This is a genomic window from Burkholderia sp. MSMB1589WGS (genome assembly GCF_001636105.1).
Classification (GTDB): domain Bacteria; phylum Pseudomonadota; class Gammaproteobacteria; order Burkholderiales; family Burkholderiaceae; genus Burkholderia; species Burkholderia humptydooensis.
The window spans coordinates 344,404-367,358 of the sequence record NZ_LNJT01000007.1; the positions used below are offsets into that span (position 1 = coordinate 344,404).

The 22,955-nt window shown below is 69.4% G+C and carries 23 protein-coding genes; 4 read left to right on the plus strand and 19 right to left on the minus strand.

Going from position 1 to position 22,955, the window contains the following annotated elements; translation table 11 throughout:
- Nucleotides 1-115: 115 nt before the first annotated feature.
- Nucleotides 116-703: a YSC84-related protein gene (locus tag WT16_RS09510; RefSeq protein WP_006026189.1), complete on the plus strand. Its 588-nt coding sequence runs from the start codon at nucleotides 116-118 to the stop codon at nucleotides 701-703.
- Nucleotides 704-897: 194 nt separating this feature from the next.
- Here WT16_RS09510 and WT16_RS09515 read toward each other — a convergent pair whose 3' ends face one another.
- From WT16_RS09515 to mltG, 10 genes are all read right to left on the minus strand, one after another.
- Complete coding sequence (locus WT16_RS09515) at nucleotides 898-1,962, minus strand: glycosyltransferase family 4 protein (protein ID WP_006026188.1); 1,065 nt, start codon at nucleotides 1,960-1,962, stop codon at nucleotides 898-900.
- A gap of 235 nt (nucleotides 1,963-2,197) precedes the next feature.
- The gene (locus tag WT16_RS09520; RefSeq protein ID WP_015601787.1) at nucleotides 2,198-3,376 is read right to left on the minus strand and encodes an AAA family ATPase; all 1,179 of its coding nucleotides are present in this window, start codon (nucleotides 3,374-3,376) and stop codon (nucleotides 2,198-2,200) included.
- Between the two features lie 195 nt (nucleotides 3,377-3,571).
- Nucleotides 3,572-4,759 (minus strand): mechanosensitive ion channel domain-containing protein, encoded by a 1,188-nt coding sequence (locus WT16_RS09525; protein WP_059934641.1) that lies wholly within the window; start codon nucleotides 4,757-4,759, stop codon nucleotides 3,572-3,574.
- A 66-nt stretch (nucleotides 4,760-4,825) separates the two neighbouring features.
- Nucleotides 4,826-5,179, minus strand: coding sequence for a Rap1a/Tai family immunity protein (locus WT16_RS09530; protein WP_009912008.1), 354 nt, complete (start codon nucleotides 5,177-5,179; stop codon nucleotides 4,826-4,828).
- Between the two features lie 73 nt (nucleotides 5,180-5,252).
- Nucleotides 5,253-5,975: an ankyrin repeat domain-containing protein gene (locus tag WT16_RS09535; protein ID WP_006026184.1), complete on the minus strand. Its 723-nt coding sequence runs from the start codon at nucleotides 5,973-5,975 to the stop codon at nucleotides 5,253-5,255.
- Between the two features lie 12 nt (nucleotides 5,976-5,987).
- Nucleotides 5,988-6,797, minus strand: coding sequence for a TatD family hydrolase (locus tag WT16_RS09540; RefSeq protein WP_006026183.1), 810 nt, complete (start codon nucleotides 6,795-6,797; stop codon nucleotides 5,988-5,990).
- Between the two features lie 72 nt (nucleotides 6,798-6,869).
- Nucleotides 6,870-7,376 (minus strand): GNAT family N-acetyltransferase, encoded by a 507-nt coding sequence (locus tag WT16_RS09545; protein WP_063533216.1) that lies wholly within the window; start codon nucleotides 7,374-7,376, stop codon nucleotides 6,870-6,872.
- A gap of 42 nt (nucleotides 7,377-7,418) precedes the next feature.
- Nucleotides 7,419-8,453 (minus strand): DNA polymerase III subunit delta', encoded by a 1,035-nt coding sequence (locus tag WT16_RS09550; RefSeq protein WP_059934639.1) that lies wholly within the window; start codon nucleotides 8,451-8,453, stop codon nucleotides 7,419-7,421.
- A gap of 19 nt (nucleotides 8,454-8,472) precedes the next feature.
- On the minus strand, nucleotides 8,473-9,093 hold the full coding sequence (gene tmk / locus WT16_RS09555) for a dTMP kinase (protein WP_015600227.1): 621 nt from the start codon (nucleotides 9,091-9,093) through the stop codon (nucleotides 8,473-8,475).
- Entirely contained in the window at nucleotides 9,094-10,113 is a 1,020-nt protein-coding gene (gene mltG / locus WT16_RS09560) for an endolytic transglycosylase MltG (protein ID WP_006026179.1), read from the minus strand. It abuts the gene before it with no gap.
- Between the two features lie 78 nt (nucleotides 10,114-10,191).
- Here mltG and WT16_RS09565 point away from each other — a divergent pair, with 78 nt between their 5' ends.
- Together WT16_RS09565 and WT16_RS09570 are read left to right on the plus strand one after the other, a co-directional pair.
- A complete protein-coding gene (locus tag WT16_RS09565) occupies nucleotides 10,192-11,238 on the plus strand; it encodes a folate-binding protein YgfZ (RefSeq protein WP_063533217.1) in 1,047 nt (348 codons plus the stop codon).
- A 64-nt stretch (nucleotides 11,239-11,302) separates the two neighbouring features.
- The gene (locus WT16_RS09570; protein WP_015602393.1) at nucleotides 11,303-12,154 is read left to right on the plus strand and encodes an NRDE family protein; all 852 of its coding nucleotides are present in this window, start codon (nucleotides 11,303-11,305) and stop codon (nucleotides 12,152-12,154) included.
- 48 nt (nucleotides 12,155-12,202) lie between these two features.
- On the opposite strand, the gene WT16_RS09575 is transcribed toward WT16_RS09570, so the two are convergent.
- From WT16_RS09575 to WT16_RS09595, 5 genes are all read right to left on the minus strand, one after another.
- Nucleotides 12,203-12,643 carry a GNAT family N-acetyltransferase gene (locus WT16_RS09575; RefSeq protein WP_063533218.1) on the minus strand — a complete coding sequence of 147 codons (441 nt, stop codon included), beginning with the start codon at nucleotides 12,641-12,643 and terminating at the stop codon, nucleotides 12,203-12,205.
- Nucleotides 12,644-12,998: 355 nt separating this feature from the next.
- Nucleotides 12,999-13,958 carry an alpha/beta hydrolase gene (locus WT16_RS09580; RefSeq protein ID WP_063533219.1) on the minus strand — a complete coding sequence of 320 codons (960 nt, stop codon included), beginning with the start codon at nucleotides 13,956-13,958 and terminating at the stop codon, nucleotides 12,999-13,001.
- Between the two features lie 98 nt (nucleotides 13,959-14,056).
- Complete coding sequence (locus WT16_RS09585; protein WP_063533220.1) at nucleotides 14,057-15,055, minus strand: NADP-dependent oxidoreductase; 999 nt, start codon at nucleotides 15,053-15,055, stop codon at nucleotides 14,057-14,059.
- 89 nt (nucleotides 15,056-15,144) lie between these two features.
- Nucleotides 15,145-15,627, minus strand: a complete 483-nt coding sequence (locus WT16_RS09590; RefSeq protein ID WP_006026173.1) for a PaaI family thioesterase — start codon at nucleotides 15,625-15,627, stop codon at nucleotides 15,145-15,147.
- The gene (locus WT16_RS09595) at nucleotides 15,624-15,938 is read right to left on the minus strand and encodes a Dabb family protein (RefSeq protein WP_015600687.1); all 315 of its coding nucleotides are present in this window, start codon (nucleotides 15,936-15,938) and stop codon (nucleotides 15,624-15,626) included. Before WT16_RS09595 ends, WT16_RS09590 begins: the two co-directional genes overlap by 4 nt.
- 532 nt (nucleotides 15,939-16,470) lie before the next feature.
- Between WT16_RS09595 and WT16_RS09600 the strand changes: the two genes are divergently transcribed.
- Nucleotides 16,471-16,935, plus strand: a complete 465-nt coding sequence (locus WT16_RS09600; protein ID WP_015602343.1) for a hypothetical protein — start codon at nucleotides 16,471-16,473, stop codon at nucleotides 16,933-16,935.
- Between the two features lie 118 nt (nucleotides 16,936-17,053).
- Here the strand turns inward: WT16_RS09600 and WT16_RS09605 are convergent, their stop codons facing one another.
- The 4 genes from WT16_RS09605 to WT16_RS09620 all read right to left on the minus strand — a co-directional run bounded on the left by WT16_RS09605 (nucleotide 17,054) and on the right by WT16_RS09620 (nucleotide 22,919).
- The gene (locus WT16_RS09605; RefSeq protein ID WP_059934634.1) at nucleotides 17,054-18,232 is read right to left on the minus strand and encodes an acetyl-CoA C-acyltransferase; all 1,179 of its coding nucleotides are present in this window, start codon (nucleotides 18,230-18,232) and stop codon (nucleotides 17,054-17,056) included.
- A gap of 64 nt (nucleotides 18,233-18,296) precedes the next feature.
- Nucleotides 18,297-18,935 (minus strand): bifunctional nicotinamidase/pyrazinamidase, encoded by a 639-nt coding sequence (gene pncA / locus WT16_RS09610; protein WP_015601290.1) that lies wholly within the window; start codon nucleotides 18,933-18,935, stop codon nucleotides 18,297-18,299.
- A gap of 35 nt (nucleotides 18,936-18,970) precedes the next feature.
- Entirely contained in the window at nucleotides 18,971-21,055 is a 2,085-nt protein-coding gene (locus tag WT16_RS09615; RefSeq protein WP_063533221.1) for a 3-hydroxyacyl-CoA dehydrogenase NAD-binding domain-containing protein, read from the minus strand.
- A 223-nt stretch (nucleotides 21,056-21,278) separates the two neighbouring features.
- Nucleotides 21,279-22,919 carry a 3-(methylthio)propionyl-CoA ligase gene (locus WT16_RS09620; RefSeq protein ID WP_063533222.1) on the minus strand — a complete coding sequence of 547 codons (1,641 nt, stop codon included), beginning with the start codon at nucleotides 22,917-22,919 and terminating at the stop codon, nucleotides 21,279-21,281.
- Nucleotides 22,920-22,955: the final 36 nt, after the last annotated feature.

Consider the following 22,955-nt stretch of genomic DNA (forward strand, 5'->3'; position numbering starts at 1 on the left):
TTGACCGTCTTTCACCTTACAGCGGCAAGGCAAGGCGTTTCGCTGTGTTATAAAGTCCCGCGTGACACGCCCGTTCGCGGGAATCACGCTGATCTACACTTGATGGAGAAAAACGATGCACAAACGCAATCTCGTGTTGAAAGCCGCCGCCGCGCTCGTCGTGGGCAGCCTGGCGCTCGCCGGTTGCACGACGACGCCGGACAAGCCCGCCAATGCCGCGACCAACGCGTCGAAGCGTCAAGCCATCGATGCGAGCGTCGACGCGACGCTGTCGCGCCTGTACTCGACGGTGCCCGGCTCGCGTGAACTCGTCGCGAAGTCGCGCGGCGTGCTCGTGTTCCCGGACGTGATCCAGGCGGGCCTCATCATCGGCGGCCAGACCGGCAACGGCGCGCTGCGCGTCGGCGGCGCGACGCTCGGCTACTACAACACGTCGTCGCTGTCGGTGGGCCTGCAGGCGGGCGCGCAGTCGAAGGCGATCGTGTTCCTGTTCATGACGCAGGATGCGCTCGACAAATTCCGCAACTCCGAAGGCTGGGCGGCGGGCGCCGACGCATCGGTCGCGCTCGTGAAGATGGGCGCGAACGGCGCGATCGACACGACGACGGCGACCGCGCCCGTCGAAGTGATCGTGCTGACGAACGCCGGCCTGATGGGCGACGTGTCGATCAGCGGCACGAAGGTCACGAAGCTGAAGATCTGACGCCCGCGCGGGCGGCCGACGCGCCGAGGGCGAGCGGCGGCCGACGCGAAAACGGCGATGCGCGTAAAAGCGCATCGCCGTTTTTTCATGCGTCATCGCAATGCGTCAGCCGGCTGACGCTCGCACGATCCGCGTGCGCGGCGGCAATGCGCGGGCGTGACCACGCACCGCGCGCCGCCGCCCTCGCCGTTCGCTCAAGACGCCGAATCGATCACCTTGAAGCGCGAGCGCTTCTGCGCGCGAATCAGCGATTGATAGACCTCGACGTATTGCTGCGCCATCCGGCGTGACGTGAAGCGCTCCTCGAAGCGCGCACGCACCCGCTCACGCGACAGCGTGTGCAGCCGGTTCACCGCCGCGGCGGCGCCGATCTCGTCCTCGACGATGAAGCCCGACACGCCCTCGTCGATCACCTCCGGCACCGCGCCGCGATTGAACGCGATGACGGGCGTGCCGCACGCCATCGCCTCGATCATCACGAGGCCGAACGGCTCGGGCCAGTCGATCGGAAACAGCAACGCGTGCGCGCCCGACAGGAACGCCGCCTTCTCGTGATCGGCGATCTCGCCGATGTATTCGACGTGCGGCAGCGCAAAGAGCGGCTTGATCTCGCGCTCGAAATACTCTTCGTCCGCCGCATCGACTTTCGCCGCGATGCGAATGCGCATCCCGCAGCGCTGCGCGATCCGGATCGCCGTGTCGACGCGCTTTTCCGGCGAGATCCGGCCGAGGAACGCGAGATACGACTGCTCGACGGGCTGCGGCGTGTAGAGCGTCTCCGGCAGCCCGTGATAGACGGTCGTCAGCCATTTCGCCTGCGGCATCGGGTGGCGCTGCGCGTTCGAGATCGAGATCACGGGCGCGGTGTCGAACGTGTCGAACACGGGCTGCTGCTCGGGCAGATCGAGGCGGCCGTGCAGCGTCGTCACGAACGGCGTGTCCTGCCGCTTGAAGATCGAGAATGAGTAGTAGTCCATGTGGAAATGGAGCACATCGAAGTCCCGCGCGCGGCGCGCGACGGTCTCCATCAGCAGCATGTGCGGCGCGATCCGGTCGCGGATCGACGAATCGAGCCGCAGCGCGCGCGGCCATACCGCGTCGAGCTTCGCGCGCGTGATCGAGTCGCCGCTCGCGAACAGCGTCACGTCATGCCCCAGATCGACGAGCGCCTCGGTGATGTACGACACGACGCGCTCGGTGCCGCCGTAGAGCTTCGGCGGCACCGATTCAGTCAACGGAGCGATCTGCGCAATTCTCATGGGTACGATCTCCAGTGGCGGCCGGCCAGCGGACCGGCGTCGGGCGACGCCCGCAAATTGCCATTATTAGCGATCGGCGCGCGCGCCAGCGGACCGATTGCATTTTTTGGGGCTTGTTACAGACGGGATACATTCGGGGGAGCCGCATGTTTGCAGCCCCGCCCGCCGCGTCGGGCCGCGCTTGCCTTTCCGCGCTTGTCTTTCCGCTCCTGCCGAGCGCCTGATCGAACCGCCTTCACCGCGCCGGCCACTTCCACGCCGGCAGTTCGAGCGCGTCCGCATCGACGATCCGCGTCGCGCCCAGTTCCTTTTCGAGCACGATCGAATGGCTGTCCGGCTCGCGTTCGAGCGACGCGACGAGCCGCGCCGCGTGCGACACGACGATCACCTGCGAACGCTCGGCCGCCTGCGCGATCAGCCGGCCGAGCGCGGGCAGCAGGTCCGGGTGCAGGCTCGTCTCCGGCTCGTTCAGCACGAGGAGCGCGGGCGGACGCGGCGTCAGCAGCGCCGCGACGAGCAGCAGGTAGCGCAGCGTGCCGTCCGACAGCTCGGCCGCGCGCAGCGGCCGCAGCAGGCCCGGCTGGCGCATCAGCACCTCGAAGCGGCCGCACTTGCCCGGATTGTCGATCTCGAGCCGCGCGCCGGGGAATGCGTCGCCGATCGCCGCGTCGAGCGCGTCGGCGTCGCCGATCTCGTAGATCGTCTGCAGCGCGGCCGCCAGATCGCCGCCGTCGTCGGACAGCACCGGCGTGTGCGTGCCGACTTGCGCAAGCCGCGCGGGCGCAAGCGCGTCGGTGCGGAAATGATCGTAGAAGCGCCACGAGCGGATTCGCTCACGCACCGCGATCATCTCCGGCGCACCGCGCGGGTCCGAGAACTCGGTCATCATGCTGTCGAAGCTCGCGATCGGCTGCGGCACGGTCTGCCACTCGCCCGTTTCGCCGCGCGTGCGCAATTGCGCGCCGCGCCGGTCGACGAGCAGCGTCGACGGCCGCGGCAGCGGTCCGCTCCAGATGCACTCGCGCTTGACGACCGGATCGAGCCCGAACTCGGTCTCGCTGTTGAGCGGCGGCAGCCCGAGATCGATCGCGTAGCCGAAATCCTCGCATGCGAAGCCGAGCTTCAGGCTCACGGGCTCGTTGCGCACCGTGCCCGTCACCGGCACCTCGCCCGCCAGCATCCCGCGCGAGAAGCGCTCGGGGCCCGCCCAGAGCGTCGACGGCAGCCCGCCCTCGCGCGCGAGCGACGGAATCACGCGGCCTTGCGCGGTATCCGCGAGCAGGCGCAGCGCGCGATACAGGCTCGACTTGCCGCTGCCGTTCGGCCCGGTGATCACGTTGAGCGTCGCGAGCGGCACGATGAGATCGCGCAGCGAGCGGTAATTGGCGATGGCGAGTGCGGTGAGTGGCGGCATCGGGAAACGGGTTGTCGGAAATCGGTGGATCGAGTCGGCGAATCAGGCGAATCAGGCGAATCAGGCGAATCAGGCGAATCGGGCGAATCGGGCGAATCAGGCGAATCGGCGACGAACGAGGCGGTCATCGAGCGAAGCGTGCGCCAACCGGGCCTCAAGCCGGCGCGACGCACGGCCCGGCGCGGCGCGCCGCGCTCAATGCGGCGCGCGCGGCACACCGGTCTCCGACGTCGTCGGGTCCGCGGCGGTGAACGCCGCAGTGCTCGCGGCCGGCTCGGGCGCGCGTTCGCCCGGACGCGACTCGTGCGCGAGCGCATCGGGCGTCGTCCATTCGGTGCGCTCGCGCGGCAGGCAATGCGGATAATGCGCATTGATGAACGCGATGAGCCCTTCGCGCACGCGGCAGCGCAAATCCCACGCCAGCGACGAATCGCGCGCGCTGACGAGCGCGCGCACCTGCATCGAGCGCTCGGTCGCGTCCGTCACCTGCAGCACCTGCACGCGGCCGTCCCATTCGGGCGCGCCCGCGACGATCCGCGCGAGCTCCGCGCGCAGCGGCTCGAGCGGCAGCCGATAGTCGACATACAGGAACACGGTGCCGATCAGCTCGGCGCTGCTGCGCGTCCAGTTCTGGAACGGATTCTCGATGAACCACTGCAGCGGCACGACGAGCCGGCGCTGATCCCATAAGCGCACCGACACGTAAGTGCCCGTGATCTCCTCGATGCGCCCCCACTCGCCCTGGATGATGACGACGTCGTCGAGCCGGATCGGCTGCGACAGCGCGATCTGCAGCCCCGCGATCAGGTTGCCGAGCACCGGCCGCGCGGCGATACCGGCGACGAGGCCCGCGACGCCCGCCGACGCGAGCAGGCTCGCGCCGACCTGCCGCACGTTCGGGAACGTCATCAGCGCCGCGCCCGTGCCGATGATCACGATCAGCACCATCACGGTCCGCGCGAGCACGCGCGTCTGCGTGTGGATGCGGCGCGCCTCGAGGTTGTCCGGCGTATCGAGCGGATGCGCGCGGATGATCGCGTCGCCGACCGCGGCGGCCAGGCGCATCAACAGCCACGTGAGCGCCGCGATCGTGCCGACCGCGGCGAGCGTGCGCAGCCCGCCCGCGTGCGGCAGCGATTCGTCGACCTGCAGCCACAGGAATTCGAGCGCGAGGAACGACAGCAGCGCGAGCGACGGCCGGTCGACATACGACACGATCACGCTCATGAACGGATAAGGCCGGGCGATCGGCACGACGATGCGCGCGCCGACGCGGTGCATGCCCGCGACCGCGAGCAAGACGAGCGCCGACACGACAAGCGTGCCGAGCCAGGTATGAAGCGGCGCATCGGCGATGCGCCACAAGTCGTCGATCGTCAACATGCGCGCCGTGTCTCCGTCAGGTTCGCGGGGAACGCGCCCCCGCGCCGGGGCGGCGGCCGGCCCGGATCAATAGCCGCGGCAGGGAAACGCCTTGCCGAGCCCGAGCGACACTGCCGTGCTCGCGTTGTAGTCGGCGAGCTTCGGATTCTCCGCGATGTACTTGCGCACCGCATCGGTCATCTGCTGCGCCTTGATGTCGGGCGGCAGGCAGAAGTACTGGCCGACGCGCGGCCCCGTGGTGCCGCCGATCGCGTCGATCGTGTTGTAGACGCCGTCCGCCGCGCCCTCGATGTACGCCGCGCACGACGCCCGCGACTTGACGTCGGTCTTCGCGCACAGCTTGTCGAGGTCGCCGGCCGTGAAGGCGGCCGCCGTCAGCGGCACGGCGAACGCGGCGGCGCAAAACATAGCCCGCAACATGAATCTTCCTTATGTCAGAAGGCGAAACCGCCGATACTTCGAAAGGCGCGGCAGGCCGCCGCGCCGAAAACCCTTATTTTGCACTCTTTTGTGCGTTCGGCGCCGGCGCATCGCCGATGCGCACCGTGCGCTTCGACAGGATCGCGGTCGCGTCCGGCGCGTTGTAGTGCTTCGCGAAGTCGAGCGCGGTGATGCCGAGCTGGTTCTTCAGCGCGGGGTCGGCGCCCTGGTCGAGCAGCAGCGTGACGGTCGAGCCGTGGTTGCCGCGCGCGGCCATCATCAGCGGCGTCGTGCCGTTCGGCGACGCGGCGTCGATGTATGCGGACTTGTCGATCAGATACTTGACGACCTCGTCGTTGCCGTTCGTCGCCGCGTAATGGAGTGGCGACCAGCCCTTCTTGCTCACTTCGGCGCCCTTGTCGACGAGCAGCTTCGCGAGCTGCAGATCGCCGTTCAGCGCGGCCAGCATCAGCGCGTTCTCGCCCGCCTTGTCTTCCTTGTCGAGATCGGCGTTCGGCGCGGCCGCGAGCGCGGCGGCGACCTGGTCGGACTTCTCGCGCGCGGCGATCACGAGGAGCGGATCGCCGTTCGGCGCGATCGTGTTCGGGTCGAGGCCGTTCTTCAGTTGCTTCGAGATGTCCTTGATGTCGTCGAACTTGACGGCCTTCACGATCCCGTCGAGCGACTCCGCGTGCGCGGACGCCGCCGCGAGCGCACCGAGCCCGCCCGCGACCGCGAGCGTGCGCAGCACGGCGCCCATCGTGCGTTGTTTCGACAAGTGCTTGATCGACTTCATTTTTTTCAGCTCCTACCCCTGGTTGACTGGGCTGGCGCCGCCCGTGCGGGCGATCTTGAACAGCCGGAAAAAGTTTTGCGACGTCGCGGCGCCGAGCGCCTCGTCGGTCATCCCGCGTTGCGCCGCGATAAAGCGTCCGACATGGCTCACGTACGCAGGTTCATTCGGCTTGCCGCGATACGGCACGGGCGCAAGGTATGGCGAATCGGTCTCGATCAGCAGCCGGTCGAGCGGCACGCGCCGCGCGACGTCCTGCACGTCGGTCGCGCTCTTGAACGTGACGATGCCCGACAGCGAGATGTGGAAGCCCTGCGCGAGCGCGGCCTCGGCAACGGGCCAGGGCTCAGTGAAGCAGTGCATCACGCCGCCCGGCGCGCTCGCGCGCTCCTCGGCCATGATCCGCAGCGTATCCTCCGACGACGCGCGCGTATGGACGATGAGCGGCTTGCCCGTCGCGTGCGCCGCGCGGATGTGCGTGCGAAAGCGCTCGCGCTGCCACTCCATGTCGGCGATCGAGCGGCCTTCGAGCCGGTAGTAGTCGAGGCCCGTCTCGCCGATCGCGACCACCTTCGGATGCGCGGCGAGCTCGACGAGCTCGGCCACCGTCGGCTCCTTCGCGTCCTCGTGGTCCGGATGCACGCCGACCGACGCGAAAACGTTGTCGTGATCGCGTGCGATCGCGAGCACGGCGGGCAGCGTCTCGAGATCGACCGATACGCAGAGCGCGTGCGTGACGCCGTGCTCGCGCATGTTGTCCAGCACCTGCGGCAGCCGGTCGGCGAGCCCTTCGAAATTGATGTGACAGTGTGAATCGACGAACATGTTGAATTCCTTGCTGCGCTGCGCGTGCCGGCGCCGGCGGACCGACGCGCCCGCTCGCCGCGCCGTGCGCGCTTAGGCGTCGGCGAGCCGCCTGCCGACGATCACGAGATCGCGCTCGACGCCGTCGAGCACCGCGACGCGCGGCAGCATGCCCCAGGTCGCGAAGCCGTAGCGCGCGAAGAGCCGCAGGCTCGGCTCGTTGTGCCCGAAGATGAAGCCGAGCGCCGTGTGCACGCCGAGCGCGGGCGCCTTCGCGAGCGCCGCGTCGAGCAGCCGGCTGCCGAGCCCGTGGCCGCGCGCAGCCTCGTCGAGATAGATGCTGATCTCCGCCGTGTGGCCGTATGCGGGACGGCCGTAGAAATCGGAGAAGCTCAGCCAGGCGACCACCCGCCCCGCTTCCTCGATGACCCACAGCGGCCGCGCATGCGGATTGTGCGCGTCGAACCACGCGCGGCGGCTGTCGACCGTCACGGGCTCGGTGTCGGCCGTCACGCGGCGCGACGCGACCGTCGAATTGTAGATCGCGACGATCGCCGGCAGATCGGCGGGTGTGGCGTCGCGGTAGGCAAGCTGGGTCATGAATGCGATCCGATGGGCGAAACGGTTGGACGAAACGGTCGGTCAGGACGACGCGAACAGTTCCCGATAGCCGAGAAACAGCTCTTCGAACACGAGGCGCGCGCTGAGCGGATGGTTTTCCACCGCGCGCTGCCGCGTGACCGTCTTCAGGAAGCGCGCGAACGCGTTCGCGTCGACAGCCGCCGCGCAGCGCGCGAGCGCCGCGCGCTGCGCGGGGAAATAGCGCGGCGCGCCCGCCGCGCGTTCGGCAAGCAAGTCGTACAGCCAGCGCTGCAGCCAGCCGAGCACGACGGGCACGGGCAGCTTCTGCAGCGTCTCGCCGCACGCGAACGGATCGCACGCGGCGCCCGCCGCGAGCTGCGCGAGCGCCCAGTCGCGCAGCGGCCGGTTCTCGTCGCTCGCGAGCGCGAGCGCGGCGAGCGGCGCGCCGCCCGCCTCGGCGAGGAGCGCGTTCGCGTCCGCCACGTTCTGCGCGGCGAGCCACGCGGCGGCCGTGTCGGGCGCGGGCACCGTCATCGGCCACTGCCGGCAGCGGCTCACGATCGTCGGCAGCAGCCGGTCGATGCGCGCGGACACGAGCAGGAACACGACGCCCGAAGGCGGCTCCTCGAGCGTCTTCAGCAGCGCGTTCGCAGCCGCGACGTTGAGCGCCTCGGCCGGATACAGCACGACGACACGCGCGCCGCCGCGATGCGACGCGATCCCGCAGAAGTCGACGAGCCCGCGCACCTGCTCGATCTTGATCTCCTTGCTCGGGGTCCTGGTTTTCTTGCCGCCTTCGTCGGCGTCGGCGGCCTTCGGCTCGTCGGCCGCGCCCGGCAGCTCGGCCGCGAGCGCCTCGGGCACGACGATCCGGTAATCGGGATGATTGCCCTGCTCGAACCACGTGCACGCGGCGCACGCGCCGCACGGCTCGCCGTTCTCGCGCGGCGTCTCGCACAAGAAGCCCTTCGCGAGATGCTGCGCGAAGGCGAGCTTGCCGATTCCCGCCTGGCCGTACAGCAGCAGCGCGTGCGGCCAATGCGCGCGCAGCGCCTGCAGGCGGGTCCAGTCGTCGGTCTGCCACGGATAGATCATCGTTCGCGTCTTCCTTTCGTCACAGCGCGGCGAGCACGCCTTCGAGCTGCTTGCGGATCTGGGGAATCGGCTCGCTCGAATCGACGATCACGAACCGATGCGGCGCCTCCTGCGCGCGGCGCAGGTATTCGGCGCGGGTGCGCGCGAAGAACGCGTCCGATTCGCTCTCGAACTTGTCCGGCATCCGCGCGGCGCCGCGCCGCGCGCTCGCCACCTGCGGCTGCACGTCGAACAGCACCGTCAGATCCGGCTGGAAGCCGCCCTGCACCCAGCGCTCGAGCGCCTCGAGCTTGTCGCGCGGCAGCCCGCGCCCGCCGCCCTGGTAGGCGAACGTCGCATCGGTGAAGCGGTCCGACACGACCCAGTCGCCGCGCGCGAGCGCGGGCTCGATCACGAGCGCGAGATGCTCGCGCCGGCCGGCGAACATCAGCAGCGCCTCGGTCTCGAGGTCCATCGGCTGGTTGAGGAGAATCTCGCGCAGCGTCTCGCCGAGCTGCGTGCCGCCCGGCTCGCGGGTGACGACGACGTGCCGGCCGGCCGGCCCGAGCCTTTCCTGGAGCCGGTCGCAGAACCACTGCAGATGCGTGGTCTTGCCCGCGCCGTCGATCCCTTCGAACGTGATGAATTTGCCACGCGCCATTCATTGACCTCGTATGTATTTGTCCACGGCCTTGTTGTGATCCCCGAGCGTGTCCGAAAAGACGCTCGTGCCGTCGCCCTTCGAGACGAAATAGAACGCGGACGTCGCCGCGGGGTTCACCGCGGCATAGAGCGCCGCCTCGCCCGGCAGCGCGATCGGCGTCGGGGGCAGCCCGCGGCGCGTGTAGGTATTGTACGGAGTGTCGGTCTGCAGATCGCGCTTGCGCAGCCGCCCCGCGTATGCGTCGCCCATTCCGTAGATCACCGAAGGATCGGTCTGCAGCGGCATCCCGGCCCGCAGGCGGTTCGCGAACACGCCCGACACGAACGCGCGATCGGCCGCGTGCCCCGTCTCCTTCTCGACGAGCGACGCGACTGTCAGCGCCTCGTAAGGCGTCTTGAACGGCAGGCCGGGCCGGCGCGCGGTCCACGCGTCGGCAAGGCGCGTCTGCATCAGCCTGTACGCGCGCCGATAGACGTTCAGGTCGCTCGTGCCCTTGTCGAACAGGTAGGTGTCCGGAAAGAACAGCCCCTCGCCGGTGCCGCGCGCGACGGCTTCGTCGGGCGCGCCGATCGCGCGCAACAGCGCCGCGTCGCTCATCCCCGCGCTCGAATGCGTGAGCGCCGCATTCGCGTCGAGCTCCGCGCGCATGCGCCTGAACGTCCAGCCTTCGATCACGGTGACGACGTATTCGTTGACGTCCCCGCGCGCGACCTTCTGCAGCACGTCGTAAGGGGTCACGCCCGTCTTGAACTCGTAGTTGCCGGATTTGAGCCGGCTCGACAGGAACAGCACGCGCGTCATCGCGACAAAGAGGCGCGGCTCGACGCTCACGCCGCCGTGCACGAGCTGCTGCGCGACGCTGCGCACGCTGCTGCGGGGCTTGATCGTGACGTCGAGGGTGGGCGCGGCGAGCGCGATCGGCCGGGTGGCCCAGTAATAGGCTCCGCCCGCGCACGCGGCGCCCAGCAATACGACGGCGAGCGCCGCGAGCGCGGCGCACTTCTTCAGTAGGGACATGCGGAACGTGAATCAGGTAAGACCCATATAATACTTGCTCGCCTCTGCCAAAGTCAGGATTGACTGTTCCCTCATTCCATGAGCACACCGATCGCCTCTCCGGCCGCACCGGCCGACGCCCCCACCGCGCCGCCGACACTGCCCCGTCCGGGCGCCGGCGATTTCGCCGCCGTGCTCGAGCGCGGCGCGTTCGCGGTGCTCGAACAGTTCGGCATCGTCGACGTGACGGGCCCCGACGCCGCAACGTTCCTGCACAGCCAACTGACGAACGACATCGAGCATCTCGACGCCGCGAGCGCGCGCCTCGCCGGCTACTGCTCGCCGAAGGGGCGCCTGCTCGCGTCGTTCCTCGCGTGGCGCGCCGGCCACGACGTGCGCCTGCTCGTATCGAAGGACGTACAGCCCGCGGTGCAAAAGCGCCTGTCGATGTTCGTGCTGCGCGCGAAGGCGAAGCTCGCCGACGCGAGCGGCACGCTCGTCGCGGTCGGCTTCGCGGGCGACGTGCGCACCGCGCTGTCGGGCATCTTCGATGCGCTGCCGGACGGCGTCCACACGAAAGTCGACGCGCCCGCCGGCGCGCTCGTGCGGCTGCCCGACGCGGCCGGGCGCGCGCGCCACCTGTGGATCGCCACGCGCGCCGAGCTCGACGCGCGCCTGCCCGCGCTCGAGAACGCGCTGCCGCGCGTGTCGGCCGCCGTCTGGGATTGGCTCGACGTGCGCGCGGGCGAGCCGCGCATCACGCAGCCCGCCGTCGAGCAATTCGTCCCGCAGATGGTCAATTTCGACGTGATCGGCGGCGTCAACTTCCGCAAGGGCTGCTATCCGGGGCAGGAAGTCGTCGCGCGCAGCCAGTATCGGGGCACGATCAAGCGCCGCACGGCGCTCGCGCACGTCGCGGCCGACACTGACGCCGCACGTGCAGGCGTCGAGCTCTATCATTCGGACGACCCCGGTCAGCCGTGCGGGATGATCGTGAACGCGGCGGCGGCGCCCGAAGGCGGCGTCGACGCGCTCGTCGAGATCAAGCTCGCCGCGCTCGGGAACGGGTCGGTCCACCTGGCGTCCGCGAACGGTCCGACGCTCGCGTTCCTGCCGCTTCCCTACGCGCTGCCCGCCGAAGCCTGACAGCCGCGCCGCCGGAGCGCACGCGCCGCGGCGCGCCGGCCTCACCCAGCGAGGATATCGCCCGATGTGCCTGATCGTATTCGATTGGCAGCCCGACGCCACGCACGGCCCGGTGCTGACACTTGCCGCGAACCGCGACGAATTCTTCCGCCGCACGAGCGCGCCGCTCGCGTGGTGGAGCGACGCGCCGCACGTGCTCGCGGGCCGCGATCTCGAAGGCGGCGGCACATGGCTCGGCGTCGCGCGCGACGGCCGCTTCGCCGCGCTCACCAACTACCGAGCGCCGTTCGACATACGCGCGGGCGCGCCGACGCGCGGCAAGCTCGTGTCCGGATTCCTCACGGGCGAGAACGTCGCGCCGCTCGACTATCTCGCGAACGTGGCCGAGAAGGCCGTGTTCTACAACGGCTTCACGCTGCTCGCGGGCGACGTCGCGCGCGGCGAGCTCGCGTGGTACTGCAACCGGCCGGACGACGCGCGGCCCGCGCCCGATGCGCCCGTGTCCGTCGCGCCCGGCATGCACGGGCTGTCGAACGCGCGGCTCGACACGCCGTGGCCGAAGCTCGTCGGCAAGCGCAGCGCGCTCGGCGCGCTGCTCACCGACGACGCGGCGGCGCCGCTCGACGCGCTGATCGAGATGATGCGCGACACTCGCGAGGCCGCCGCCGACGCGCTGCCGCACACGGGCATTCCGATCGAGCGCGAGCGCGCGCTGTCCGCGGCGTTCATCGAGACGCCCGAGTACGGATCACGCGGCACGACCGTGCTGCGGGTCGCGCGCGACGTCGAGGGACGGCTCAGGTTCGACATGAAGGAGCGCTGCGACGACGACGGCTCGCACCGGATCGTGCGGCCGGGCGCGTTCGAGCGCGCGTACACGTTCGATGTCGACGGGAGCGGCGTCGCGCGGCGGTGATCGCGCCGGCGGCGGATCGGGATGCGAGCCCGCCCAGTCCCGCCCCGCTCACGGCTCGCGCGCCATCTCGACATGCTGCACGCCCGCCTCGATGAACGGCTCACCGACAATCCGGAAGCCGATCCGCAAATAGAACGCGACCGCGCGCTGCTGCGCATAGAGCCGCACGAGCGCGTCGCCGCGCGCCCGCGCTTCGGCGAGAAGCGCGTCCAGAAGCCGCGAGCCGACGCCGCGGCCACGCACGTCGGCGAGCACCGACACCCGGCCGATCGCGCCCGTCGGCAAGAGCCGCCCGGTCGCGACCGCGCGCCGCGCGCCCGCCGTCCCGCCGACCAGATACGCGACGGCGTGCCGCGCGTGCGGATCGTCGTCGTCGAGGTCGAGCTCGGCCGGAATGCGCTGCTCGCGCACGAACACCGCGTCGCGGATCCGCGACGCATCGCCGCCAAGGCGCGACCAGTCGCCTGTTTCGATTTCGATGCTTTCCATGTGTCGAATCCTCGTCAGCCGGTTCTCGCCGGGCCGGGTGCGGCGCACCGCATTCGCGCGCCGATCATCCGGCCTTCGCCGGCCGCCCGTGCCGCGCATGCCGCTCGTGTCCGCCGCCGGAAACGGCTCCGCATGATAGGCGCGCCTCGTTGCCCCGCTTCATCGGCCCGCTTCATATCCGTATCGTCTGCCGAATGAAATGCCCCGGCAATCGGCCGATTGGCCAATCCCGCCGTCCGGGCGGCCGCGCAAGCCGCGATGAGCCGCTACACGCGGCGCGGCATTCCCTCCGACCCATGACGCACGTCCCGTCTCGCGGATTCCGCGCCGCGCCGAATCGCCCGCGCGTTCGCGCTCAATCGCCTTCGAACGCCGCGCGCAGCGCGCCCGCCGCGTCCGCATGCGCGAGCCGCACTTCCGGCACGAAACCGCCCATCTTGAAGAACTCATGAATCATTCCCGCGTATGCGACGAGCGTCACCCGGTTGCCCGCCGCACGCAGCTTGTCCGCATACGCGTCGCCCTCGTCGGCCAATGGATCGTACTCCGCCGTCGCGATCCACGCGGGCGCGACGCGCTCGAACGACGGCGCGCCGCGCGTGCCGTCGAGCGGCGCGAAGCGCCAGTCGTCGCGATCCGACGCGTCGCGCACGTAATGCTCGAAAAACCACTGGATCGTGTCCGCCGACAGCAGATAGCCCTTCGCGAGCCGCGCGTGCGATTCGGTCTGCTGATGCCCCGTGGTGCCCGGATAGATCAGCAGTTGCAACGCGAGCGCGATCCCGCGGTCGCGCGCGAGCACCGCGCACACCGTCGCGAGCGTGCCGCCCGCGCTGTCGCCGCCGACCGCGAGCCGCGCCGGATCGATCCCGAAACGCGACGCGTGCGCGTGCAGCCACACGAGCGCGTCCTCCGCGTCGCCGACCGCAGTCGGAAACCTGTGCTCCGGCGCGAGCCGGTAATCGACCGACAGCACCGCGCAACGCGCGTCGCGCGCGAACATCCGGCACAGCGCGTCGTGCGTGTTCACGCTGCCGACCGTGAAGCCGCCGCCGTGATAGTAGACGAGCGCGGGCAGCGGCTCGGCCAGGCTCGGCTCGACGGGCAGATAGAGCCGCGCGCCGAACGCGCCGCCGTCGCGCGACGGCACGCGCAGGTCTTCGACCGAAAACATCGGCGCGGGCGCGACGTCGAGGATCGGCGCGCTCTTCTCGTACGCCGCGCGCGCCTGCGCGGGCGTCTGTTCGTGATAATCGGGACGTTTTGCGCGCTCGATCATGTCGAGCACCTGCGCGATCTTCGGGTTCAGCGGCATCGTCAAAGGCAAACGGCAAGGCAAACGGCGGGCGAGCGGCGCGAGCGCGCCGGCGAAAAAGCCCGGGGACTCAGAGCGCCGTATGATGCCACGGCGTGTCAGACGAGCGCGACGAGCTGCTTGCCGAAATTGCGCCCCTTCAGCAGCCCGAGCAGCGCGTCGGGCGCGCGCTCGATGCCCTGCGCGATCGTCTCCCGATAATGCAGCTTCTTCTGCGCGACGAGCGCCGCGAGCTGCGCGAGCGCCTCGGGCCACACGTCGAAGTGCTCGGACACGATGAAGCCCTGCACGAGCAGCCGCTCGCGCAGAATCAGCGCCGGGTTCGCGAGCGGCGCCGGCGCGCCGTCGTACACGGCGATCATCCCGCACATCGCGACTCGGCCGAACGGGTTCATCCGCGCGAGCGTCGCGTCGAGCACCGCACCGCCAACGTTCTCGAAATAGCCGTCGACGCCGTTCGGCGCGGCGGCCGCGAGATCGTCGGCGAGCCGACCGGCCTTGTAGTCGACGCACGCGTCGAAGCCGAGCGTGTCGACGACGTAGCGGCACTTGTCCGCGCCGCCCGCGATGCCGACCGCGCGGCAGCCCGCGAGCTTCGCGAGCTGCCCGACGACGCTGCCGACCGCGCCGCTCGCCGCGCTGATGACGACCGTCTCGCCCGCGCGCGGCCGGATGATCCGGTTCAGCCCGTACCACGCGGTCACGCCGGGCATGCCGACGGGCCCGAGATACGCGGACAGCGGCACGTGCGTCGTGTCGACCTTGCGCAGTTCCTTGCCCGTCGACGTGCCGTACTCCTGCCAGCCATACGCGCCGACCACCTTGTCGCCGACCGCGAACGCCGGGTTGCGCGATTCGACGACCTCGCCCGCGGTGCCGCCGCCCATCACCTCGCCGAGCGGCTGCGGCTCGGCGTACGACCTCCCCGCATTCATCCGCCCGCGCATGTACGGATCGATCGACAGGAAATGATTGCGCACGCGCACCTCGCCGTCGGCGAGCGGCGCGAGCGGCGTCTCGACGAGCTTGAAGTTCTCGACGCTCGCCTCGCGTTCGGGGCGCGAAACGAGCAGCACCCGCCGGTTGACCTGTGACATCTCCTGCCTCCTTGTCCGCCTGTCCATCGCCGCGCGCGGCCGCGCCGACGGCAAACGGCCCCGCCGACAGGCGGGGCCGCCCGATTGCATCACGCGTCGCTCGGGCCGGGATGCGCGCCCGGATCGGTGCGGGTGCGCTGCCGCGCGATGTCGCGGCCGACCGCGAGCCGCTTCATGTACTTGAACGTGCCGAGCGCCTTCGCGACGAAGTTGCCCGCGCTGTCGCGGACCTCGCCTTCGCAGTACGCCATCGTCGTCGAGCGGTGCAGCACGCGGCCGTACGCTCGCAACTCGCCGCGCCCCGGCTGCATGAAGTTCACCTTCATCTCGACCGTGACGACGCCGACGCCGTCGTCGGTCAGGCTGCGCGCGGCCATCGCGAGCGCGACGTCGGCGAGCGTCATCGTGACGCCGCCGTGCGCGATGTTCCACGTGTTCATGTGCTGCTCGACGAGCGGCAGCACGATCTCGCTCGCGCCGTCCTTCGCGGATACGAGCCGCACGCCGAGCGCGTCGACGAACGGGCTTTCGATCGCCGGCTCGCGGCCGGCCGTGGCGGAGCCGGCGCTCATCGCACGTCGTCGACGAGGTAGTCGATGCACTCGCGGCTCTCGCGCACCGCGCCGACGAACTTCTTCACCTCCTCGTGCACCGGATGTACCTGGTATGCGTCGAGCGAGGCCTTGTCCGCGAAATCGGCGACGAGCACGACGTCGCAGGTCGCCTCGAGGCCGGGCGTCGCGAGCCCGACTTCGAGATGGAGCAGCCCCGGCACGATGCCGCGGCACGCTTCGAGCTTTTCCTTAAGCTTCTGCGCGTTCTGCGCGCGCGTCGCGCCTTCGGCCGATTCCTTGAGTTTCCAGCTTACGATGTGTCTGATCATGATGTCCGTGGTTCTTCGCAGTCGTTCGTCAATTCCGCCTCGCCGGAGCCGTCGGCGTTCGCGGTTCAGCGGTCCGGACGTCCGGCGACATCCGCCGTTTGCCCGCGCCGCCCGAAATCGCCGCCGACATCGGCCGGGCCGAGACAGACAGCAAGCCTACCAAACTTATCGATTCCGATGGTTCTGGCGCGAAGCCCGGCGAAGCGGTAGCGCGCGGGCGGCCGCGAAACGCGCGACAGATCGGCGTGCGTCGCCCGGCATGACGCCGCCTTGTGCGGCCGACAGGACGCTGGCTAATCGCGCCGCGCGTCCTATACTGCTTTTTGCCTGACGATAGCCGCGTCGAACGCCGACGGCGCGCATCGCCGCGCGATCGGGCCCCCGGATGCCGATTCCCGCGGAACGTCGAATCCTGTCGAAGGAAGACGCCGCCGCCCGGCACTCGAATGATGCCCGGATACATCGGAGACGGGAGCGATGCGACGTCGGCGGTTGGTCTGCGCATGCTCCACCTGAATCCAAGGAGCGCAAAGTGTTCCCCAAGGAATCGACAGTCAGGACGCTCATCAGGCGCTGGGATCGCCACTACTCGACCGTTTTGGGCGTCACGTCCGCCACCGAACGGTCCGAACGGATTGCACACGATCTGTACCTGGTGCGAAACGCCGGATTTGGCGGCATTTCGCCGCCGCCGAATCTGCCCGGCAATCTCGTCGACAAGGACGACGAAATCATGGCCTGTGTCGAACACTATTTTCTGACGCGGGACTGGGTCTCGAACGGCAAGTATCCGGCATGGGAAGCACGCACGCTTTCCGGCATCTACCATCTCGGCAAGAGGATCGGTGTCGCGCCTCGGCACAATAAAGCGAAGCCTGTCACGCCCGCGTCGCCGTTGCAGCGCGCGCTTCAGTTGGAAGGCATCAAAGACGGGACGATCGACCGCAAGCTTGCCGGCATACAGTCGCCCCTCGTGAAAAAACCGCCGAAATACTAGGGTCCGCCGAGCCGCAATCCGCTTGATCGGCGTGCCGGGCCGGCGGGCGCCGCATCGCGCGATGCGGCGCCGGCGCGACAGCAGGGACCCGCCGCGCCCGATCGGCGCGACGCCGCCGTCAAACCACTTCGAACAACCCCGCCGCGCCTTGCCCGCCGCCGATGCACATCGTCACGACGACGTACTTCGCGCCGCGCCGCTTGCCCTCGATCAGCGCATGGCCAGTGAGCCGCGCGCCCGACACGCCATACGGATGGCCGACCGCGATCGCGCCGCCGTCCACGTTCAGCCGATCGTCGGGAATCCCGAGCGTATCGCGGCAATAGAGCACCTGCACCGCGAACGCCTCGTTCAGCTCCCACAGATCGATGTCGGCTACCTTGAGCCCCGCCTGCTTCAGGAGCTTCGGCACCGCATAGACGGGCCCGATGCCCATCTCGTCCGGCTCGCAGCCCGCCACCGCGAAGCCGCGGAAGATGCCGAGCGGCGCGAGGCCCTCGCGCTCCGCAAGCTTCGCGTTCATCACGACGCACGCAGCCGCGCCATCCGAGAACTGGCTCGCGTTGCCCGCGGTGATCACGCCGCCCGGCAACGCCGCGCGGATCTTCGCGACGCCTTCGAGCGTCGTGTCGGGCCGAACGCCCTCGTCGGCGGCGAGCGTGACCTCCTTCGTGTAGAGGCGGCCCGTCGCCTTGTCGGCAACGCCCGCGCGCACGGTGATCGGCACGATCTCCGCGTCGAAGCGCCCCGCCGCCTGCGCGGCCGCCGCGCGAAGCTGCGAATTCACGCCGTATTCGTCCTGACGCTCCTTCGGGATGCCGTAGCGCTTCGCGACGTTCTCGGCCGTCTGCAGCATCGTCCAGTAGATCTCCGGCTTGTGCGCGTCGAGCCAGCCCTCGCGCAGCATGTGCCGGTTCATCTCGTTCTGCACGCACGAGATCGATTCGACGCCGCCCGCGACGAACACGTCGCCCTCGCCCGCGATCACGCGCTGCGCGGCGAGCGCGATCGTCTGCAATCCCGACGAGCAGAAGCGGTTGACGGTCATCCCCGGCACGCTGACGGGCAGCCCCGCGCGCAGCGCGATCTGCCGCGCGATGTTCGCGCCCGTCGCGCCTTCCGGGTTCGCGCAGCCGATCAGCACGTCCTCGACGCGCGCGGGATCGAGCTTCGCGCGCTCGACGGCGGCCGCGACCACGTGGCCGCCGAGCGTCGCGCCGTGCGTCATGTTGAACGCGCCGCGCCAGGATTTCGCAAGCCCGGTGCGGGCGGTCGATACGATTACGGCTTCGGTCATCCGAGTCTCCTGATTCTGAATCTGAATTCTGTGGATCGATAGGCGATGAAATGAATGACGGCGGCTACGGATTGACGCCGGGATGGACGTCGGCCGCCCGCACGCGCGCGACGCCCGCCGCCGCGAGCGACGCCCATGCGCGCGCGAGCGAGCCGTCGAGATCGATCGCGCGGCACGCGTCCTCGATCACGGCGGCGTCGAATCCCGCGGCGCGCGCGTCGAGCGCGGACCACGCGACGCAATAGTCGGTCGCGAGCCCGCAGCACCACACGCGCTTGACGCCGAGCTCGCGCAGATAGCCGGCAAGACCCGTCGGCGTGCTGCGGTCGGCTTCGACGAACGCCGAGTAGCTGTCGACCGACGCGTCGTGCCCCTTGCGGATCACGGCCCGCGCGTGCGGGATGTCGAGATCGGCGTGCAGCGCCGCGCCTTGCGTGCGTTGCACGCAGTGCGCGGGCCACAGCACCTGCTCGCCGTACGGCAGCGCGATCGTCGAGAACGGCGCGCGGCCCGGATGGTTCGCCGCGAACGACACGTGATCGCGCGGGTGCCAGTCCTGCGTCAGCACGACGCAATCGAAGCGTGCAGCGAGCCGGTTGATCGCCGGCACGACTTCGTCGCCGTGCGCAACCGCGAGCGCGCCGCCCGGCATGAAATCGTTCTGCACGTCGATCACGAGAAGGACATCGTCGGTGCGCTGCATCGTGGTGCTCCGTCAATGGGCGACGCCGCCGCGCGTCACGCGTTGAAACCGCGCCCGCTTTTCGCGAGCTCGGCGATCGACGGCGCGATCTGCCACGCATCGCCGTTCGCGCGCGCCGCGTAGCCGCGCATCGCGCGCTCGACGTTGTAGAGGCCGACCGTGTCCGCGTACAGCATCGGCCCGCCGCGCCAGAGCGGAAAGCCGTAGCCCGTGAGATACACCATGTCGATGTCGGATGCCTTCGACGCGATCTTCTCCTCGAGGATCTTCGCGCCTTCGTTGACGAGCGCGTAGACGAGCCGCTCGACGATCTCGTCGTCGCCGATCTCGCGCCGCTCGAGCCCGCGCTCGTTCGAATACGCGACGATCATCTCGTCGACGAGCTTCGACGGCTTCGCGTGGCGCTCGCCCGGCACGTAGTCGTACCAGCCCGCGCCCGTCTTCTGGCCGAAGCGGCCCTGCTCGCACAGGCGATCGGCGATCTTCGAGTAATGCAGATCCGGCTGCTCGACGTAGCGGCGCTTGCGGATCGCCCAGCCGATGTCGTTGCCGGCGAGATCGCTCATCCGGAACGGCCCCATCGCGAAGCCGAACTTCTCGATCGCGCGATCGACCTGCGCGGGCAGCGCGCCCTCTTCGAGCATGAAGAGCGCCTGGCGGATGTACTGCTCGACCATCCGGTTGCCGATGAAGCCGTCGCACACGCCGGACACGACCGCCGTCTTGCGGATCTTCTTCGCGAGCTGCATCACGGTCGCGAGCACATCCTTCGCGGTCCGCTCGCCGCGCACCACCTCGAGCAGCTTCATCACGTTCGCCGGGCTGAAGAAGTGCATGCCGACGACGTCCTGCGGCCGCTTCGTGAACGCAGCGATCTTGTTCACGTCGAGCGTCGACGTGTTCGACGCGAGGATCGCGCCCGGCTTCGCTACTTCGTCGAGCCGCCTGAACACCTGCTCCTTCACGCCGAGCTCCTCGAACACCGCCTCGATCACGAGATCGGCGTCCTTCAGGTCGTCGTACGCGAGCGTCGGGCGGATGAGCGCCATCCGCGCGTCGAGCTTCTCCTGCGTGAGCTTGCCCTTCTTCACCTGCGCGTCGTAGTTCCTGCGGATCGTCGCCACGCCGCGGTCGAGCGCTTCCTGCTTCGTCTCGAGCAGCGTGACGGGCAGCCCCGCGTTCAGGAAGTTCATCGTGATCCCGCCGCCCATCGTGCCCGCGCCGATCACCGCGACCGCCTTGATCTCGCGCGCGGGCGTGTCGGCCGGCACGTCGGGAATCTTGCTCGCCGCACGCTCGCCGAAGAACGCGTGGCGCAGCGCGCGGCTCTCGGGCGTCTGCACGAGCGCGACGAAGCAGTCACGCTCGAACGCGAGCCCCTTGTCGAAGCCTTGCAGCACGCCCGCCTCGATCGCGTCGATGCACTTGTGCGGCGCCGGATAATGCTGCGCGACGGCCTTCGCGCTGTTGCGCGCGAACTGGATGAAGCCCGCCGCGTTCTCGTGGACGATCTCGCGGTCGCGCACGCGCGGATGCGGGCCGCTCGCAGCAGCAGCCTTGCGCGCGAACGCGACGGCCGCATCGAGCAGGTCGCCTTCGACGAGCGCGTCGAACAGCCCGCTTTGGGCGAGCTGCTCGGACGGCACGGGCGCGCCGGAGACGATCATGTTCAGCGCGGTCTCGAGGCCGACCGCGCGCGGCAGGCGCTGCGTGCCGCCCGCGCCGGGCAGCAGGCCGAGCTTCACCTCCGGCAGCGCGATCTGCGCGCCGGGCGACGCGACGCGGTAGTGCGCGCCGAGCGCGAGCTCGAGGCCGCCGCCCATCGCGACGCCGTGGATCGCGATGACGACGGGCTTGCCGCTCGCCTCGACCGCGTCGATCACGGTGTGCAGCGTCGGTTCCTGCAGCGCCTTCGGCGTGTTGAATTCGGTGATGTCCGCGCCGCCCGAGAACGCGCGGCCCGCGCCCGTGAGCACGATCGCCGCGACGGACGGGTCGCGTTGCGCGCGCTCGAGCCCTTCCATGATGCCGAGCCGCGTCGACAGGCCGAGGCCGTTGACGGGCGGATTGTTGAGCGTGATGACGGCCACGCCGTCGCGAGTCGTGTAGTCCACTGCCATCTGCCTGCCTCCATGCGTATGCGCGGCCGGTGCGGCGGCGCCAGCTTGTGATGCGGTCATTGTCCGCCAACGGCGGGCAAGCCGTGCGGTCGATGCGCCGTTTTCCGAGAAACAGAGGCAGAATACAACAAAAAAGAACGGTCGTTCAATTTAGTGACGGCCCGCGCGGCGCGCGGTGCGTGGCGGTGCGCGCGGGACGTCCGGCGGGCGGTGCGCTGCGCGCCTACGCGTCGACCGCCGTCGGCAGCACGTGGTCCCGGAATTGCTCGCGCAGCTTGAGTTTTTGCAGCTTGCCCGTCGCGGTGTGCGGCAGCGCGTCGACGAACACGACGTCGTCCGGAATCCACCATTTCGCCACCTTGCCGTCATAGAACGCGAGCAATTCGTCGCGCGTCACGTCCATGCCGGCGCGCTTGACGATGACGAGGAGCGGCCGCTCGGTCCATTTCGGATGCCTGCACGCGATGCACGCGGCCTCGGCGACGGCCGGGTGCGCGACCGCGACGTTCTCGATGTCGATCGAGCTGATCCACTCGCCGCCCGACTTGATCACGTCCTTGCTGCGGTCGGTGATCTGCAGGAAGCCGTCGGTGTCGATCGTCGCGACGTCGCCCGTCGGGAACCAGCCGTCGACAAGCGGCGACGCGTCGCTCCCGAAATAGCGATCGATCACCCACGGGCCGCGCACCTGCAAATCGCCGAACGCGACGCCGTCCCACGGCAGTTCGCGACCGTCGTCGCCGACGATCCGCATGTCGATCCCGTAGATCACCCGGCCCTGTTTCTCGAGGAGCCGCCGCTGCTCGCCGACGGGCCGCTGCGATTGCGCCCAGTTGAGCTTCGACAGCGTGCCGAGCGGCGACAGCTCGGTCATCCCCCATGCGTGGATCACGCGCACGTCGTAGACATCCTCGAACGTCTCGAGCATCGACGGCGGGCACGCGGAGCCGCCGATCACCGTCCGGCCGAGCGTCGAGAAGCGCACGCCGGCCTCGCGCATATACGCGAGCAGGCCGAGCCAGACGGTCGGCACGCCCGCCGAGAACGTCACGCGCTCGTTTTCGATCAGCTCGTACAGCGATTTGCCGTCGAGGTCCTTGCCGGGCAGCACGAGCTTCGCGCCCGTGAGCGCCGCCGTGTACGGCAGCCCCCACGCGTTGACATGGAACATCGGCACGACGGGCAGCGCCGCGTCGCGCGACGACAGCGCCATCGCGTCGGGCAGCGCCGCGCCGTACGCGTGCAGCACCATCGAGCGATGCGAATAGAGCGCGCCCTTCGGGTGGCCCGTCGTGCCGGACGTGTAGCAGAGCGACGACGCCTGCCGCTCGTCGAGGAGCGGCCACGCGTAATCACCGTCTTGCGCGCCGACGAGCGTCTCGTAGCAGAGATAAGGCGTCGCGCCCTTCGGCAGATGCGCGTCGTCCGTCATCGCGATCCAGCCTTTCACGTTCGGGCATTGCGGCGCGATCTGGTCGACGAGCGGCGCGAAATTCAGGTCGAAGAGGACGTATCGATCGTCGGCGTGGTTGACGATGTACGCGATCTGCTCGGGAAAGAGGCGCGGGTTGATCGTATGGCAGACGGCGCCCAACCCGCTGATCCCGTAATACGCCTCGACGTGTCGGTAGCCGTTCCACGCGAGCGTTCCAACCCGGTCGCCAACGCCCACGCCCAGGCGGATCAGCGCCTGCGCGAGCCGTTTGGAACGCGTTTCGCAATCGCGATAGGTATAGCGGTGGATGTCGCCCTCGACGCGCCGCGACACGATCTCGACGTCGCCCGCGTGCCGCGCCGCATGCGCGATCAGCGACGACACGAGGAGCGGCATATCCATCATCTGGCCCAGCAACGGCTTACCCATCGTCTTCCTTCTCCCTGAAGTGATTTGTCCGATACG

Excerpts from the sequence above, each read along its gene's own strand:
- WT16_RS09510 (WP_006026189.1), top strand. The coding sequence starts at position 116 with ATGCACAAACGCAATCTCGTGTTGAAAGCCGCCGCCGCGCTCGTCGTG.
- WT16_RS09515 (WP_006026188.1), bottom strand. The coding sequence starts at position 1,962 with ATGAGAATTGCGCAGATCGCTCCGTTGACTGAATCGGTGCCGCCGAAG.
- WT16_RS09520 (WP_015601787.1), bottom strand. The coding sequence starts at position 3,376 with ATGCCGCCACTCACCGCACTCGCCATCGCCAATTACCGCTCGCTGCGC.
- WT16_RS09525 (WP_059934641.1), bottom strand. The coding sequence starts at position 4,759 with ATGTTGACGATCGACGACTTGTGGCGCATCGCCGATGCGCCGCTTCAT.
- WT16_RS09530 (WP_009912008.1), bottom strand. The coding sequence starts at position 5,179 with ATGTTGCGGGCTATGTTTTGCGCCGCCGCGTTCGCCGTGCCGCTGACG.
- WT16_RS09535 (WP_006026184.1), bottom strand. The coding sequence starts at position 5,975 with ATGAAGTCGATCAAGCACTTGTCGAAACAACGCACGATGGGCGCCGTG.
- WT16_RS09540 (WP_006026183.1), bottom strand. The coding sequence starts at position 6,797 with ATGTTCGTCGATTCACACTGTCACATCAATTTCGAAGGGCTCGCCGAC.
- WT16_RS09545 (WP_063533216.1), bottom strand. The coding sequence starts at position 7,376 with ATGACCCAGCTTGCCTACCGCGACGCCACACCCGCCGATCTGCCGGCG.
- WT16_RS09550 (WP_059934639.1), bottom strand. The coding sequence starts at position 8,453 with ATGATCTATCCGTGGCAGACCGACGACTGGACCCGCCTGCAGGCGCTG.
- tmk (WP_015600227.1), bottom strand. The coding sequence starts at position 9,093 with ATGGCGCGTGGCAAATTCATCACGTTCGAAGGGATCGACGGCGCGGGC.
- mltG (WP_006026179.1), bottom strand. The coding sequence starts at position 10,113 with ATGTCCCTACTGAAGAAGTGCGCCGCGCTCGCGGCGCTCGCCGTCGTA.
- WT16_RS09565 (WP_063533217.1), top strand. The coding sequence starts at position 10,192 with ATGAGCACACCGATCGCCTCTCCGGCCGCACCGGCCGACGCCCCCACC.
- WT16_RS09570 (WP_015602393.1), top strand. The coding sequence starts at position 11,303 with ATGTGCCTGATCGTATTCGATTGGCAGCCCGACGCCACGCACGGCCCG.
- WT16_RS09575 (WP_063533218.1), bottom strand. The coding sequence starts at position 12,643 with ATGGAAAGCATCGAAATCGAAACAGGCGACTGGTCGCGCCTTGGCGGC.
- WT16_RS09580 (WP_063533219.1), bottom strand. The coding sequence starts at position 13,958 with ATGCCGCTGAACCCGAAGATCGCGCAGGTGCTCGACATGATCGAGCGC.
- WT16_RS09585 (WP_063533220.1), bottom strand. The coding sequence starts at position 15,055 with ATGTCACAGGTCAACCGGCGGGTGCTGCTCGTTTCGCGCCCCGAACGC.
- WT16_RS09590 (WP_006026173.1), bottom strand. The coding sequence starts at position 15,627 with ATGAGCGCCGGCTCCGCCACGGCCGGCCGCGAGCCGGCGATCGAAAGC.
- WT16_RS09595 (WP_015600687.1), bottom strand. The coding sequence starts at position 15,938 with ATGATCAGACACATCGTAAGCTGGAAACTCAAGGAATCGGCCGAAGGC.
- WT16_RS09605 (WP_059934634.1), bottom strand. The coding sequence starts at position 18,232 with ATGACCGAAGCCGTAATCGTATCGACCGCCCGCACCGGGCTTGCGAAA.
- pncA (WP_015601290.1), bottom strand. The coding sequence starts at position 18,935 with ATGCAGCGCACCGACGATGTCCTTCTCGTGATCGACGTGCAGAACGAT.
- WT16_RS09615 (WP_063533221.1), bottom strand. The coding sequence starts at position 21,055 with ATGGCAGTGGACTACACGACTCGCGACGGCGTGGCCGTCATCACGCTC.
- WT16_RS09620 (WP_063533222.1), bottom strand. The coding sequence starts at position 22,919 with ATGGGTAAGCCGTTGCTGGGCCAGATGATGGATATGCCGCTCCTCGTG.